Origin of the sequence: Butyrivibrio proteoclasticus B316, from assembly GCF_000145035.1 — a bacterium.
Classification (GTDB): Bacteria; Bacillota; Clostridia; order Lachnospirales; family Lachnospiraceae; genus Butyrivibrio; species Butyrivibrio proteoclasticus.
The window spans coordinates 150513-164933 of record NC_014389.1 but is presented as its reverse complement, the minus strand read 5'-3'; the positions used below and the strand labels follow the sequence as shown (position 1 = coordinate 164933).

General features: G+C 38.5%; 15 protein-coding genes. 14 read left to right on the top strand and 1 reads right to left on the bottom strand.

All coding sequences use genetic code 11. From position 1 onward, the window contains the following. Positions 1-54 precede the first annotated feature (54 nt). Complete coding sequence (locus BPR_RS17435; RefSeq protein WP_275450187.1) at positions 55-345, bottom strand: HU family DNA-binding protein; 291 nt, start codon at positions 343-345, stop codon at positions 55-57. 285 nt (positions 346-630) lie between these two features. Here BPR_RS17435 and BPR_RS17430 point away from each other — a divergent pair, with 285 nt between their 5' ends. The 14 genes from BPR_RS17430 to BPR_RS17365 all read left to right on the top strand — a co-directional run bounded on the left by BPR_RS17430 (position 631) and on the right by BPR_RS17365 (position 14102). Beyond that, positions 631-2046, top strand: coding sequence for a PIN domain-containing protein (locus BPR_RS17430; protein WP_013282821.1), 1416 nt, complete (start codon positions 631-633; stop codon positions 2044-2046). A 472-nt stretch (positions 2047-2518) separates the two neighbouring features. Next, positions 2519-3613, top strand: coding sequence for a hypothetical protein (locus tag BPR_RS17425; protein ID WP_013282820.1), 1095 nt, complete (start codon positions 2519-2521; stop codon positions 3611-3613). Between the two features lie 148 nt (positions 3614-3761). Then, positions 3762-4544 (top strand): hypothetical protein, encoded by a 783-nt coding sequence (locus tag BPR_RS17420; protein ID WP_013282819.1) that lies wholly within the window; start codon positions 3762-3764, stop codon positions 4542-4544. Positions 4545-4554: 10 nt separating this feature from the next. Beyond that, positions 4555-6168, top strand: a complete 1614-nt coding sequence (locus BPR_RS17415) for a DUF5722 domain-containing protein (RefSeq protein WP_013282818.1) — start codon at positions 4555-4557, stop codon at positions 6166-6168. Between the two features lie 26 nt (positions 6169-6194). Continuing rightward, positions 6195-8285 carry a PcfJ domain-containing protein gene (locus BPR_RS17410; protein ID WP_013282817.1) on the top strand — a complete coding sequence of 697 codons (2091 nt, stop codon included), beginning with the start codon at positions 6195-6197 and terminating at the stop codon, positions 8283-8285. A 148-nt stretch (positions 8286-8433) separates the two neighbouring features. Then, positions 8434-10110, top strand: a complete 1677-nt coding sequence (locus BPR_RS17405) for an LPD1 domain-containing protein (RefSeq protein WP_042258536.1) — start codon at positions 8434-8436, stop codon at positions 10108-10110. 182 nt (positions 10111-10292) lie between these two features. Then, a complete protein-coding gene (locus tag BPR_RS17400) occupies positions 10293-10580 on the top strand; it encodes a hypothetical protein (protein ID WP_042258533.1) in 288 nt (95 codons plus the stop codon). 321 nt (positions 10581-10901) lie between these two features. After that, entirely contained in the window at positions 10902-11528 is a 627-nt protein-coding gene (locus BPR_RS20150; protein WP_013282813.1) for a hypothetical protein, read from the top strand. Next, positions 11518-12213: a hypothetical protein gene (locus BPR_RS17385; protein WP_013282812.1), complete on the top strand. Its 696-nt coding sequence runs from the start codon at positions 11518-11520 to the stop codon at positions 12211-12213. Before BPR_RS20150 ends, BPR_RS17385 begins: the two co-directional genes overlap by 11 nt. A gap of 111 nt (positions 12214-12324) precedes the next feature. Then, a complete protein-coding gene (locus tag BPR_RS17380) occupies positions 12325-12765 on the top strand; it encodes a hypothetical protein (protein WP_013282811.1) in 441 nt (146 codons plus the stop codon). Position 12766: 1 nt separating this feature from the next. Beyond that, entirely contained in the window at positions 12767-13162 is a 396-nt protein-coding gene (locus tag BPR_RS17375; protein WP_013282810.1) for a hypothetical protein, read from the top strand. Positions 13163-13267: 105 nt separating this feature from the next. Next, the gene (locus BPR_RS17370; RefSeq protein ID WP_013282809.1) at positions 13268-13489 is read left to right on the top strand and encodes a hypothetical protein; all 222 of its coding nucleotides are present in this window, start codon (positions 13268-13270) and stop codon (positions 13487-13489) included. Positions 13490-13494: 5 nt separating this feature from the next. Beyond that, positions 13495-13671 carry a hypothetical protein gene (locus BPR_RS20875; protein WP_013282808.1) on the top strand — a complete coding sequence of 59 codons (177 nt, stop codon included), beginning with the start codon at positions 13495-13497 and terminating at the stop codon, positions 13669-13671. A gap of 29 nt (positions 13672-13700) precedes the next feature. Further along, the gene (locus tag BPR_RS17365; RefSeq protein ID WP_013282807.1) at positions 13701-14102 is read left to right on the top strand and encodes a hypothetical protein; all 402 of its coding nucleotides are present in this window, start codon (positions 13701-13703) and stop codon (positions 14100-14102) included. The last annotated feature ends 319 nt before the right edge of the window (positions 14103-14421 follow it).

The following is a 14421-nucleotide window of genomic DNA, read 5'->3' as shown; positions in this document are numbered from 1 at the left end:
GTTTTATCGAGTTTATGATTTCTTTTCGTATAGCATTTTCGTTAATAACTAAAATTACTTCTTGTTAACAGCATCCTTAAGAGCCTTACCAGCCTTGAACTTAGGCGCGATAGATGCAGGAATCTTGATAGCTGCGCCAGTCTGAGGATTCTTACCTGTTCTAGCTGCTCTCTTAACTGTTTCGAATGTGCCGAAACCTACAAGCTGAACTTTACCCTTCTTCTTAAGCTCCTTAGAAACTGTTCCTGTAAGAGCATCAAGCGCCTTACCAGCATCTTTCTTTGAAAGTCCGGTTGCTTTTGCCATAGCATCGATGAGTTCTGTTTTGTTCATAGTACCCTCCATTTGTTGGCCCGACATGAGCGAAGAAGAACTTCACAGAATGTCAAGCGTTAGTAGTTGTTTATGCAATGCATGCCGCACAAATAGCGGAATACATCACCTAATATCAATGATAGAAGCGTATTTACTAAATGTCAAGAATTAATGGTTAGTAAAACGTTGAAAGCATCTTGTTCATAAGGAATATGCGAGAAAAATGTGAATAAAAACGGCTTCTGTGCAGAAAATCCAAACAAAATAGGAGTATGATATATTTATTGGACGTTATCAAATAACTATGGAGGAACGATGGATTTCACAGCAAACCAGTTTAATGATTTTTCTGATGTTCTAGCAGTAATGGATGATGAGCGCAGCGGATTTAGAGGTTCGCATTTTGAAATTGTTTCAAAAACAGCATACCTTCTTGGAGTACATAAAAAATTCTTTGAATCCGATAAGATTCTACTAAAGCTGGATATATATAATGAGCTTGAAAAAGACAAGAGAGCAAGGATCATAAGAAATCTTTGCCATTTACGGACCCAGCTTGAACATAATTTCCTTAAGGTATGCAATGGTATTCAGCATGACGGGCTAAGTATAATGACCATGCCAGAATACATGCCCCCGGAAGCCATGAAAAGTCTTTCAGATGATGGAATAGACATTTATACCAATCTTACTGACCCAACGCCATTTATGATAAATCTAAACAGCAATATAAAAGCCCGCATCAATAACTGCAGGGTTTTATTTCCCGCATGGCTTAAATGGGAATACCTTGCTGATATTTTTATAATGCCGGATGGTCTGACTCCTCAGGGTACCAAAAGAGCAGCTGAATTCTTTTATGCAAATATCGATTTCTATCCTTTTAAGGTTTATATGAACTGGCCTGCTAAGAGGGATGGCAATATCCTTTATGATGATAAAAAGTTTGTTACAAGACTGTACCAGTGGAATAATGATGAGTTCACGGAACTTAACCTTGTATCCGATGCAAGCGACAGAACCAAGGACAACATCCATACGGTCATTGAAAACAGTAGCAAATGTGTATTTGTGGTGGACTGCGAAAATTCTGATCCATACAGACTGTGTGCTGCAATAAAAGGACTTGACCAGAATAAGGCATCAAAGATAACAAAAATAATACTTTATGATGACGTGCATACTACATCAGCTTGGGAAATACTTGAAGATTATACGCATATTCCCACAGAGTACATCATGATCGAAAGAGTCATGGAGAGCAAGTCTTTGACGGATATAAAGGTTACAGCAAGAATATGTCAGGAACACTACTCTAATGGAGTTGATACATTTATCCTCGCATCCAGCGATTCTGATTACTGGGGCCTGATGGAAGAGATGCCAAATGTAAATTTTCTTATCATGGCGGAACGTGAAAAGTGTGGAGCAAGTTTTAAAGATACGCTCAAACAGCATGATATACCTTATTGCTATATAGATAGTTTTTATGCTGGAGATGCTTCAGATCTTAAGAAGGATGCTCTTCAAAGAGAAATTGATAAGACGTTATCTGCTGCCCTTAATCTCAATATAAATGATATTATGCAGGACGCACTCATTAAAACAAGGATCCGTCTGACAGAAGAAGAGATTAAATCATTCATAAACAGAAGACTCAAAAACCAGATAGACCTTATCGTTACAGATGAGGGCGATGTAAAACTCGAATACAGGGCTATCAAGCACTAAACTAAATGAACTACCGCCACCGATGTAATCGGAAATGGTTTCTACAATACCTTGCGGTATAGTAAGGCACGTTCACGGCGCCGCTACTCCGTTGGGGCGGAACCCCTTCGGCATACTTTAAGTGTTATATATGCGCTTGTGGCGCTTGGGAACTAAACACCTTGTATATTTTACACACCACAGGCTCTTGGTTTGTTAGATTCGTGGTGCAACCTCATATATACAGTTTTCAAGGTTCCGATTGACTTATTCTATCACGAACAGCTGTTCGTGAAAAGGTGATTCATCCCACATCCGATTTCATCGGAAGGGGTTTTCTCGCTAAATTTTATAAAAACGATGTTTAAAACTGCCAAAGGAGTAAGAAAAAAGTCTTACTCCTTATTTTTATGATTTTATTATTTTTTATTTTTTACATTATCTTTTATGTAGTTATTATTTAATGTCAGTTCTAATAAGGAGGAACACAATTATGAGAATTAACGTAGCAAAGATCGGAATGGAAGTAGTGGATAAGCTCGAGAATATCGCCTACAGAATTGAGGCGACAGATGAGGCCACAAATACTGAAGTTACCAGGGCTGAAGCTACAGAAATCCTTGATGAGGATGATGATCGCGAGCCCAAGAAGATTACAATCACCAATGGCAATGACCGCACATTCAGAGTAATACACTGGGTTGAGGACACAGCTCTTCACACAGCAGCTGTTGTTGACGGAGTACTCCGTGTTGACAACAAGGATGTTGTAATGGGTAGCGGCATTACAGTAAAGACTGTCCTTAAGACATTCCCTGGTACTGTTGTATTCACAGCAGAGACAGAGGATGAAAAGAAGTGGGATGCTGTTTACGAATACTGCCCTTCACGCGACAAGATGACACGCCTTGGCTTCATCGAGAAGCAGGTAGAGGTACTTGAGGATACAGATACCCGCGTGGTATATGGCTTCTCATTTACTAAGGAGATCGAGGTTAAGGAAGATGATAAGACTGAGACTAAGACTGTCTTTGACCGCGCTGGCCTCTATGTTCTTACAAAGGGCAAGTTCGCATACAAAAATCTCGTAAGAGAGGCTGAGTGCGACGATTACGATGAGGATGACGAGTATGATGAGTATGAGGAAAATGATAAGAACGGCAACGAACTTGCATTTTCTGAGAGCTTTATCGGCTTTGATCTTTCAAACATTGTTATTGCCCAGGGAGACAAGTACTTCTATATTCCTGAAAAGGATGAGGAAAAGGATGTGACTTATGCAGTTTACAAGATCACTAACGTCGCACGATACGAAAATGATGTTGTAATGCCAGATAAGCTCACAAATGTTACTACTAACTTCACAACTGAGACAAGTCTTGGCCGTGCTGTATATTCTGGAAATGGTTTTGTTAAGATCGGAAACTTTATCGTTAAGTCTAACGAGCTTGGCGGATATATCCACCTTGTTGATTATGTTCACGATCGCGACACTTTCACATACGCTCTTGCAAATGCTGACCGCAATGTGAAGGAAGTCGTTAAGAAGACAACTCCAGACCGTGGAGACATCATCACCGTTAAGTAATACCTCATTAATGTCCATCAACATAAGGCTTCTGCATTTGCAGGAGCCTTTTTGTTGTGCAGAAAAATTTGTTTTAAATAGATATTTATATACTGAAGGGGCAAAATTACCCAAAGTTTTGATTTCTGCTGATGAGAGGATTATTTTCATGAAAAACAAAACTGCTGTAATCATAGGAATTGCCGCCCTGATTGTAAGTTCTATTCTGGTAGTGAGTCTCATTTTATGGATTGGTGGAAGAGACGAAAAGCCCAAGAAAACTATACAGGTAAGTCGCGATGAGCTTGAACCTTCTACGAATAAATCACTTGTAGTCCAGAAAAGTGAGTATGATGCCACGCCCCCGCAAGGTGCACCTGAGCGTGATAACTATATTCACATCGAAGCACTTAAAGATGACGAAATCTATACTGCAATATTAGAGTGTGAGGCAGCAGAGCTCGAAATACCGGAGGCACTTCAAAAACTTGCTACATATATCAAGGAAAAATACGAATACAAAAAAATGAAAAAAGCTTTCATCAGTTCTGAAAGCCCAGCTTTGTGTGCATGGGTTGAATATGATGATATATGTTGGAGACTTCTATATGATGAAGAAAACGATATGTATACGGCAGATGGAGAAATAAAGGATATCCTCTATTATTCATATGATGAATGGGAAGAAATATACAGGGAAAATGACTTTAATATATCAGATGTAGGCCCTGATATTGCAATATCGCTCATCAATTCGGTAATGGAACAGTACCCATATCAGCTTTACAACGGAAATCTTGGCAGATGGTACTGGGACGAGAAGACCGACTTGGATCCGCAACTGCAGACTATTGAAGTAGTCCTCGAAAATGCGGTTTACGCGGACAGATGGATAGTCGAAGTTAAATATAACGAATATGCATGTATTTACCGTAATATCAGCCAGAGATGAGAGGTGGCATATGAGAAGCATAAAAAGTATCATTTTATTCCTTGTTTTAGCACTTGCTATTCTTATACCTATAAAAGCAGAAGCTGCGGATAAAGGCAAAATAACAGCCTGTTATATCAGCGCAGATAAACAGAGTGTAATTATCGAAGCTTCCCTTCCTGAAGGCCCTCTTAATATGGTCGTTATAGCAGAAGAAGTCTGGCAGACTATTGATAATGGCACGGTAGTTGCGAATGTTTCAGGCGAAGCAGTATCTTTCCCTCTTGCCTATATGTCAGATAAATCAAACCTTACAAAGAGATTTTGCCTCGCTCTTCCAAAGGGAGATACATACGAAGCTGTAAGTAACTACATGTATATAACAAACCCGGAGATTCTTTCAAATAACCCGCCAAAAAGAAATGACCATGGCATCAAGGGAATACTTCCTGCATCAACGGATGCTGAAGAATTTAATGATCTTGGCATAAAACAGATCATGTTCAACATGGAGCTTGGAGCAATAATATCCAAGACTGAAGCAAAACAAACGACAGAGTTTACTTATTATGGACGCAAATACTATTTTAAGAATGATGTTTTAGGGGAATATGACAAGATTGTAAAATGGTGTACGGAAAATGACTATCAGCTTACCATGACGCTTTTAAATGCAGCTTCATCAAAGGACAGCAATCTGATCCACCCTGAAGCACTGGGAGCTACCTGCCCCACATACGCCCTTAATACCAAAACAGAAGATGGAGTGATGCATTTAAAGGCAATAGCTGCCTTTTTAGCAAGAAGGTATTCTGGCGGTGATTTTGGTACAATTGATAACTGGATACTTGGAAATCAGGTCAATGCTAGAACGGAGTGGTATTACCATTCAAGTACTAATCTTGATACGAATGTAAAAGAATACACCAAGGCATTTAGAATTTTTTATAATGAGTTCAAGTCTGTAAATGCCAATGCAGATATATACATTTCTTTAGATCAGGAATGGAACAGGAGGTCCAATCCGGGATGTTTCCTTTCCAGAGAATATTTAAACCGCTTTAACTACTGGATAAATAAGGAAGGCAATATCGGATGGTGTCTTGGAATACACCCTTATAATGCCCCTTTGTATGATCCATATACCTGGATGCCTCAGGATATATATGTCACAAATGATGCAAAAACTCCATACCTTACCATGCTAAACTTTGATGTCCTTCTTGATGAAATGAGAGAAGAATCCTATCTTACAAGTGCTGGTAAGGTAAGGAAGATCATGATATCGCAGATAGGATATACATCCAGTTTTGGAGAAAAATTCCAGGCAGCTTCCATAGCTTATGCATACAGTAAGGCTTTGAAATATCCGGAAATTACAGGATTTATCCTATTTAGGGATATAGATGATGATAACGAGGTAAAGGCTAATATTGCTCAGGGACTTAAGAGTCTTAATAGCCATAAGAAGCTTGCCTATGAATACTACAAGACGATTGGAACTCCTGAGTTCTCTGCTTATGAAGATGAGTTCGAGGAAACTACCGGAGTATCCTTAAAGGATATGCTGGAAGACGGATATTTTAAAACAAGAAATTCATGGGAACTTGGCGACGACACTGATCCTGCAAGGGAAAGTGGCTGAACTACGGAAGATGAGGGCTCAGAGATATGCCAAAGTTTACTCGAAAGGGACAGATAAGGATAATTGAAAGAGCTAAAAGAGACGGCTATACAAGTGCTCAAATGGCGGTTCTTAAAAGGACCGACGTATCCATCAGGACTCTAAATAACCTTTATTGTATCATGAAGAATATTCCTGACTTTCCATTAGAAGAAGCAGGGAAAGTTAAATACTGCTGGGATTATTATTTTCATAGCAACAATAATACACTTCTTTACGCTCAGTATAAAAGGCTTATTAAAGGCGGGATGGATTTAGATGTGATCCGAAGTCTTGGCAAAATCAGGACATATATTGTAGATAATGAAAAAGAGAAGGACTTCTTTAGTTTCTGTAAGAAGAATCGTTATATTATTGACGGTCTGCCAGATAGGGGATATATACATTTCATAGATGATATTGGTACAGGCTATTTCTTTAATAGAAAAGAAATATTTACTCGCCGCACAATTGCTCCTATCGAAATTAAGGAGTTTGTTTATAGACTTTATTTATTTGTACTGTGCGGACAGTATTTTGTAGAAAACAGTTCCCCTGAATACGTATATAAAAATATTGGTACAAGACATCAAAGGCTTAAGTATCTTAAAAAAAGCACTACTGAACCCGAACTTAATTCTTATCAGCTTGGCGAGTACATAAGAAAAAGGTTGAAACCAGATAATGATAAAATCGGTGCCTGGTATGCGGAAGGACTTCCTGTTGAAGAAGCTGCAAAAGAAATCACATCAGCATATGAACATAGACAGGAAAATGCAAAAGAAAATATACTCCTCTACGACATCATAAGAAATGTTTGTCCTGATGGAAAGTATACATATTTTGATTTTGTTGAAAAATCAGATAAAAAGGCTTTTGATTACATGTTTAAAAAGACCAATATGGTAACGACAATGAAGCCTGTAAAATGGGGTGAAGTAAAAATAGATTTCCCCCGTTATGAAGATGCTCCGGAAAATGCTGAAAAGCCACTTTTTGTTACGATAGGTATTTCTGATACGATTAGAATAGATGTGGATAATAAAGGGAAGCGGAGATATTATGGGATCCATGTGACCTATCATGAATTTATTTTCTACGGGAACGGGAATATCTATATAAAGAGATTTGGGAAGTACCTTCCTGTGATGGTAAGAGACTTTATCGAGATAATAGATGAATCGGGTTCAAAAATTTTCCTAGATGCTCTTTTGAGCCTTCCCGTATCAAAAAAGAGCATGGTTCTTTTGGATGTAATAAGAGATTGCAGAAGCGCAAAGGAAAATGGGCTGGTATTTCCTGCAATTTATTGGAATGACTGCATAGGTTTTATGAGCCGCGACCATCTTATGAAAACAAAGTATAAAAACGGGCAGGATATAAATTGGAACAGACTCGACATCAATAGAGGCTACGCCTATATGAAAACGAAGGAATATGTTGATGAAAAATCAAAGAATATCCTTTATAACGCCATTACCAATAAAATAATTCGGGGAAATAGTTGCAGAAGCGCAAGAAGAAAAAATGCCGTTGCCGAGGATGTACTCTCTGCTTATCTTGAAAAGAAGCTTCTTGAAGGAAAAGAGCTTGCTGCGGAAGACAAACGGAACATAAAGGCTGATATTAAAGATTATGTTCATCATTCCTTGAATTCAAAAACACCTGTTAGTCTCAAATGGAAATCATTTAGAAAAGTACAGAACGCCAATATTGATATGGCACTTTCTCAGAAGAATGAAGATACTCCGGATATAATTGTTCCTAAGGACTCGGTATTTAGCCCACTGGATGATGTCTTTAAGGAAGGGTTTGAAAAAATAACCAGTAGAAAGAGGATAATCCAGGAAGGAAGTGAGATGCGGCACTGCGTTGCCATGTATGCAGAATCCGTGAATGCTGACAGATGCGCTATATATCATCTCGAAAAGGACGGCCGTGCTTATACGGTTGAAATAAGAATAGAGGATGGCAAATATATTGTTAATCAGATCCAGGCCAAATGCGACAGAGGTGCTCCTGCTGAAGTTTGGGATTATGTAGAAACTCTCATCTTGGATCTACAGGTTCCTAAAAAGAAAAACAGGAAAATATCCTAAATATAGCAAAACGGGAGTAGGAGACCGTATATATGCGGTCCTGCTCCTTTTATTTTATACTAAGATCACCACGCCGATTTTATTTTGCCCTGTTTTTAACATATTCTCCTTGAATAATTTTATGTCAGATAACGAAAGGAGAATAATTATGGGAATTGCTAACAAACACAGATTTGGGGAGGAGATCCCTATGAGCAGAGCCGATATCGCTGTAGGCACTATTGGGCTCATGGAATATGATGAGTTAAATGAAACAGAGAAGGATAAGTGTCTTAAAAGAGACTTTATCTGGAAAGCGCCTAACATGAAGAAGCTTAAAGCAGAAAATGCCAACATGGATCTTGTATTCTGGCAGAATGAGATCAGAAAATCACTTTACACAAGACCAGCAAGAACTCATATAGATGATTACAGACGCAAATATGTTTCCGCAGTAACATCTATCCGTGACAAGGTCATGAATGCAACTGAGCCATGTAAGATTCTTGTGGACGGGCAGCAGGTATCATTTATTTCCTGGGCAAAAGAGCAGTTTACATCAGGCAGTTATGTATCAAGCGATGCGTCATGTGCTGTGACATCAACTACTTTTACAGACTGGGATCCAAAACAGATCCACAGATGCGTTGTTAAACAGCGTTTTGGATTTACACCTGAAGAAGCTGCCATGCAGGATGCCAATGAAGACATCTGGGGCTTTATCTACGATGGTATGTGCCCTTCAGATCGTCATCTTATGAAACCAGATAAGTTTTATAGGGATAATGAATCCTGGCATGATAGCGAAAAAAGCAAATGTTTCATGGTTGGCTGTTCATCTGCTTGGTCTTATTACCATCTGCCTAATGCTACAGCTGAACTTATAAAGGAAGGCTATGCAGTTGTTACAAGCTTAAGAAGCCATAAGGTTTTATCGATCTGTAAAGCTGAAGAACTGGAAAAGACACTTAATGATGTCAGAAAAGCTTTTATAGCTGCAAAGCTTGACGTTCCAGAAAAGGAAATCAAGAGAAGAAAAAGAAAGTTTGTTCCTGAAAAGCTTGATACAGTCAGACAGATTGGCGGAATGGATGCTGATTCTCTGATCGCCGTTCCAGAAAACTTCATGGAAGTATTCCATTTTAGAGGCGGCGAATGGGGCAACTGGCTTAATGCTGATGAAAGAGTATTAAACCTTACCATGTGCTATAATTCATTTTTCAATATGGCAAATATCCTTGGGATAAAGCCTGAATGCACTTCTCTTGGGGATATGATGTCAATTGCTTTTGGGTCAAGAGGAAGAAGTAGTGCTTCAGCTCATTTTGAACCAGGCGGAAATGTTATCAATCTCACCAGAATGAGCGGAGCAGGTTGTCTTGCCCATGAATGGGGACATGCCCTTGATTACTATCTTGCTAAAAGATATGAAATCCCTGCGGAATTTGCAACTGAAGCCAAGATCCATTTTGAGAAAGATGGAACATTTTACCGGACATGGGATATCCTTCCAAAAGAATTTGTAGCGGTTTATTATGCCATTGAGGATGCCAAAGAGTTTTTAAAAGGCTCCAAGAAATTTGATGAACTGTTCACAAAAAATGGGCACGGATACTGGTCAAGTAACTGCGAGCTCTGGGCAAGAGCATTTGACTGCTATATCTCAGATAAGTTAAAGGCAGCAGGTATCATTGATACTTATCTTTCAAGGGGAGCTGACAGCTTCTACTGGGAAGAAAATGGTATTATGTACAGAGCTTACCCTGCAGGAGAAGAAAGAAACAGGATAAATAAAGCTTTTGATGATCTCATCAAACATCTTTTTGTTCCTAATACGGCAGAGTGATGCATTTGTATTTTAATGCATATTTGCTATAATGAAGATGAAAATTACTCTGTTTTAACTAGTCCTTTAAGGGCTTACTGATTATTTGTTTGATCAGAAGGGTCCTTAGGGCATCTTCTGATCAATATTATTGAAAGGAAGATGCTATCCTGGTTGAGATAGTAAGAAAAAATCTCCTTACTATGGATAAAGATACAGCAATGGATGAGGCTGTGAAGGGATGCATAGAGAAGGATGTCTTGAAAGATATTCTTGAGAAATTCAGTTCGGAGGTAATCGAGATGTTATTAACTGAATACAATGAAGTTGAAACCATGAATGCCTTCCGTGAAGAAGGTAGAGCTGAAAAGCTCATTCAAGACGTGGATGGAGTAGTTGAAGAGTTTGGAACCTCGATAGAACGCGCTTGCAAAGCATGCCATGTCAGTGTAAAGAAATATTATGCCGCGAAAACAATGCTTAACATGTGATTCGTTTGAAGGTAATCGAGATGTTATTGAAGGTAGAGTCGAAGGCAGAATTGAAGGAAAAGCTGAAGCAATGGAAGATTTGGTGCAGAAACTTGCCAAGTATTTCCTGGAAACAAAATCTGCTAATGAAACGTCTGAAGCAATAGCAATGGCTAAAACACTTTAGAAAACAGCGATATAGCTAGATAATTAAATTATTTATAATACACTCACAAGTGTGGGTGTATTTTTTATGCAGAAAATCATAAGGTTTTGAAAAAATTAAAAAAATCCATGATAGTAAAGATAAATATTATGTCAGTTAAAGAGAGGAGAATAAAAATGAGCGAGTATATTAACGAAGAGATAAAGAAGGCAAGAAAGCGTTTTGAAAAGCATAGCGCAAAGGTGGTTTTGAAAATACCAGAGCTTACGATTATTGATTGGGCTAACGGTGATAGCAGCAATAATGCAATCAGATATATTCTGGATACTCAGAAAGGTAATCTGATCATCACAGGTGATCTTGGGGACGCTGTATTTTCATGGTATCACAAGGAATCCGTTGCGAACCTTGTTAAGTACACAAAAGATCTTACATATCTTGTCGAGAAGGCACAGACTGCTTCTGACCTTTATACATTTGAAAAAGAAGATATTGAAGAAGATCTTATCAAGGCCTGTCATGATGCGATAGATGACCAGGAAAAAGACTGGGAAGAAGCGCAGCAAAGCCAGCTTGATGACATTATTTCTTATTTAGATGATGAGCTCTATCACGTTTCCGATAAAGATATCTATTTTGATAGCCAGATCAGAGACTTGTTTGAAGAATTTGATTCATCCTGGTATGAAAATTCAGCTTTCTATAGAGCGGGCAGGCGCATATCTCCATTTGTTATCTGCTGGTCAGAAGGTCTGCAGATGGCTTTTGAACAAGTGAAAGGAGATATTTGTAATGCAGACTAAGGATATGAATAATAGTATGGCCGAAGAAGATGTTAAAAACCCAGAGGCAATGCCATATGGCAAAATCATTGACTGTATAAGGAAAAGGCAAACAAAGACTAAAGGCGATATGTATGATGTACTGATCACAGTAGACGCATCGACAAAGGACCGCTTTTTAAATGCGAAGTCATCCAATATCACATTTAATTGTTATGATTTTGATAGTGCTGTAAAAGCCAGAAACCTTCTTGTAAAATCCATTAGAGCTGTCAGGCCTAAAAGAAGACATCCTATAGACGGATGGACGAAGGAAGAGTGCGCTAAGGAATATGCCAAAACATATATAGACAATATCAATAACGCGCTTAAAACAGATTTTGAATTTTCTGCTGAAAACTACAGTGAGGTTTTAGCTGAAGCCGTCAAAACATATGCAAGAAAAGTGTTTACAGGTGAATTTTCATGTGAACAGATTGGAAAAGACAGAGATCTGATAATTAGCATATTAGGATACTACAAAGGCAAAAGATCACCTTTAGAGAAAACCTATGACGCATTAAAGAATGGCTTTTCACTTTCTGCCGGTTATATTAACAATATCATGCCGGAGTTTTTCAAGATGTATGCACAAGAAGCTATGGATGAAAATGATAATGAAAAGCTGCTTTATGCAGCAAGTATTTTAAAATCAAATGAGAAATGAGCAGAAATGACATGCGCGTCCGGCTAGTACCCTGGGCGCGTTTTTATTTTGCCCTAAATCAGACATATTACAAGTAATATTGTTAATGTTTGATCATGAAAGGAGAATAACATGGAGAATTTTAATAAGACAAGAAAAGATGACGAGAGAACTGCATTTGAAGATAGGGTTTATAAAGCATATCAGCTTAACTGGATGCTCACGCACGGATATGGGCTTTCAGATCTTATGCATATTATTGTCGATAGGATTGCTCAGGATGTTGATGAGGATGCTGAAAATGCCATGACATGCGGCGTTCACGTAAAGCAGATGGCAGATGCTACCCGCTATGAGTTCTTGACAGAAGGCGAGTTTAACCACGGAGAGATGTTTGCCTGCAAGGATGAGTTCCTTGAAAACGAGTATCTTGAAAGAGATATCATGAGAAATATCCTTGCTAGGATGCCTGAAAGTGATAAGGAGAAAGCCCTGTATGAAAAGTACACAAATAATCATCTTATGAATGTAATCACAAAAAAGCAGCTTGCTGATGCGCTTGAGGAGGAATAAAATGCCGTTCTATTGGAAGATGCTTGGGCATAGCAGCTCTAAGTATATAGATATTGCTCTGGATGCTTTTGAAACAAGACAGAACATCGAGGCTGTTGAATCCGGTGGGATCGCTCCTTGCGTTGCCAGCGTGGAAAAGACAGAAGCATTTAGGTGTGGAGATTCTGTAAAAGTTGTTATCACGTTCCTCTATGAGAGTACATGTGGCCTTTCTGATGTTACTTATCATGTTAAAGAGAGAAGGCAGACAGAAACTTATGAGTTTAAAAATGGCGAGATGACATGCGGTGAAAAGCCGCTGTTTGATAAGCCATTCGTATCTCAGAGCCGGAATATGCAGATGGACTTCTTTAAAAGACACGCAGATATGCTAACAGTAGTATCTACTGTGGCATGAGATATTGATAAAGCAGGCGCTGAGCGCCTGCTTTTATTTTTGCTTGTTTTTAACATGATAGATAAGAATATTTTATTTATGACAGATTATGAAAAGGAGAGAAATATGGCGTTATCAAAAAAGCTTGCTACTGGAACGTGTATCCGGGCCTGGAACTACGATCTTGGTAACTGTATTGGACAGGCGATTGCTGTAAAAAACAACAATGCTGATTATCCCGCCATGGTGAGCGTCGAGAGCGTTAAATGCGCTCAGGGGACCATTAACAGAGTGGTTATCAAGAAGTCTGAGCTTGAGAAAATGGGCTTTATAGTAGTAGAGGAGTAAATCTAATGGATAGGACGATTATTATAACTGACTTCGAACAGGAAGAATGTGCGATGGCTATCTTGGATAGCAATGAAATCGGATACGAACATTCAGATGATAATATCTTTATTGTCGATGCAGAGCAGTTTGAAGAAGCACGTAATGTTTTGCAAGATAATGGGATTGAGGTCCAGTTTTAAATATCGCAGTTAAAGGAGAATAATGAGAAATGAATTGGAAGAAGCTAAGCGAAGTCTTGCCACCAATTGAACGTGAAGAAGATATTACATCTACTGATCTGTTCGAGATAGGAAGCACTTCGAAAATACATTTAAAAAAGTCAAAAGCTGTGCTTTTTAAGAGCAAGTATTTTGAAAGGCTCTGCAAAGAAAGCTATATTGGCGAAAATGGCTTTAAGAGTGACTTTCTTATCGGTTATGTAACTATCGAAGATGTAATTGAAGGAAAGAGCGGCAATGAAGATGATGATCACCGCGTTGTGGTTAGTATTATCGGCATGGATAATATTTTTGCCATAAAGGGTGCGGATGATTCGAAGCTTTACAAAAATGTATTTGGAGAAGATGACGATATTGAGTGGTTTGATATGGATGCTTTTTCTGCCGTATAAAAGGAGCTGATCATGGAGAATGAAAGAATAATCGAGATACCTGAGGAATGCATAGAAAAATATACAGGCTACGATGATGTCATATATTTTTCAAATGGGATGGTGCAGCTTATCTACAAAGATTAAGGAGAATAAGATACGACAAAACATTGCAAGTGAAAGGGAATACTATCGAAGAAGATGAGGACACTCTGTTAATCATTTAAGCATTTTGAAAGAGTATAATCTATGAGTAAATATATTATAAAATTCAACGAGAAACCCCTTCCGACAAAATGAATCGGATGTGGGATGAATCGTCTTTACGCAAACATGTGTT

Bases quoted from the DNA above. Each gene is read 5' to 3' on its own strand.
- BPR_RS17415 (WP_013282818.1), top strand. From the start codon at position 4,555: ATGAGAAGCATAAAAAGTATCATTTTATTCCTTGTTTTAGCACTTGCT.
- BPR_RS17430 (WP_013282821.1), top strand. From the start codon at position 631: ATGGATTTCACAGCAAACCAGTTTAATGATTTTTCTGATGTTCTAGCA.
- BPR_RS17425 (WP_013282820.1), top strand. From the start codon at position 2,519: ATGAGAATTAACGTAGCAAAGATCGGAATGGAAGTAGTGGATAAGCTC.
- BPR_RS20150 (WP_013282813.1), top strand. From the start codon at position 10,902: ATGAGCGAGTATATTAACGAAGAGATAAAGAAGGCAAGAAAGCGTTTT.
- BPR_RS17380 (WP_013282811.1), top strand. From the start codon at position 12,325: ATGGAGAATTTTAATAAGACAAGAAAAGATGACGAGAGAACTGCATTT.
- BPR_RS17400 (WP_042258533.1), top strand. From the start codon at position 10,293: ATGGATAAAGATACAGCAATGGATGAGGCTGTGAAGGGATGCATAGAG.
- BPR_RS17375 (WP_013282810.1), top strand. From the start codon at position 12,767: ATGCCGTTCTATTGGAAGATGCTTGGGCATAGCAGCTCTAAGTATATA.
- BPR_RS17385 (WP_013282812.1), top strand. From the start codon at position 11,518: ATGCAGACTAAGGATATGAATAATAGTATGGCCGAAGAAGATGTTAAA.
- BPR_RS17370 (WP_013282809.1), top strand. From the start codon at position 13,268: ATGGCGTTATCAAAAAAGCTTGCTACTGGAACGTGTATCCGGGCCTGG.
- BPR_RS17410 (WP_013282817.1), top strand. From the start codon at position 6,195: ATGCCAAAGTTTACTCGAAAGGGACAGATAAGGATAATTGAAAGAGCT.
- BPR_RS20875 (WP_013282808.1), top strand. From the start codon at position 13,495: ATGGATAGGACGATTATTATAACTGACTTCGAACAGGAAGAATGTGCG.
- BPR_RS17405 (WP_042258536.1), top strand. From the start codon at position 8,434: ATGGGAATTGCTAACAAACACAGATTTGGGGAGGAGATCCCTATGAGC.
- BPR_RS17420 (WP_013282819.1), top strand. From the start codon at position 3,762: ATGAAAAACAAAACTGCTGTAATCATAGGAATTGCCGCCCTGATTGTA.
- BPR_RS17435 (WP_275450187.1), bottom strand. From the start codon at position 345: ATGGAGGGTACTATGAACAAAACAGAACTCATCGATGCTATGGCAAAA.
- BPR_RS17365 (WP_013282807.1), top strand. From the start codon at position 13,701: ATGAATTGGAAGAAGCTAAGCGAAGTCTTGCCACCAATTGAACGTGAA.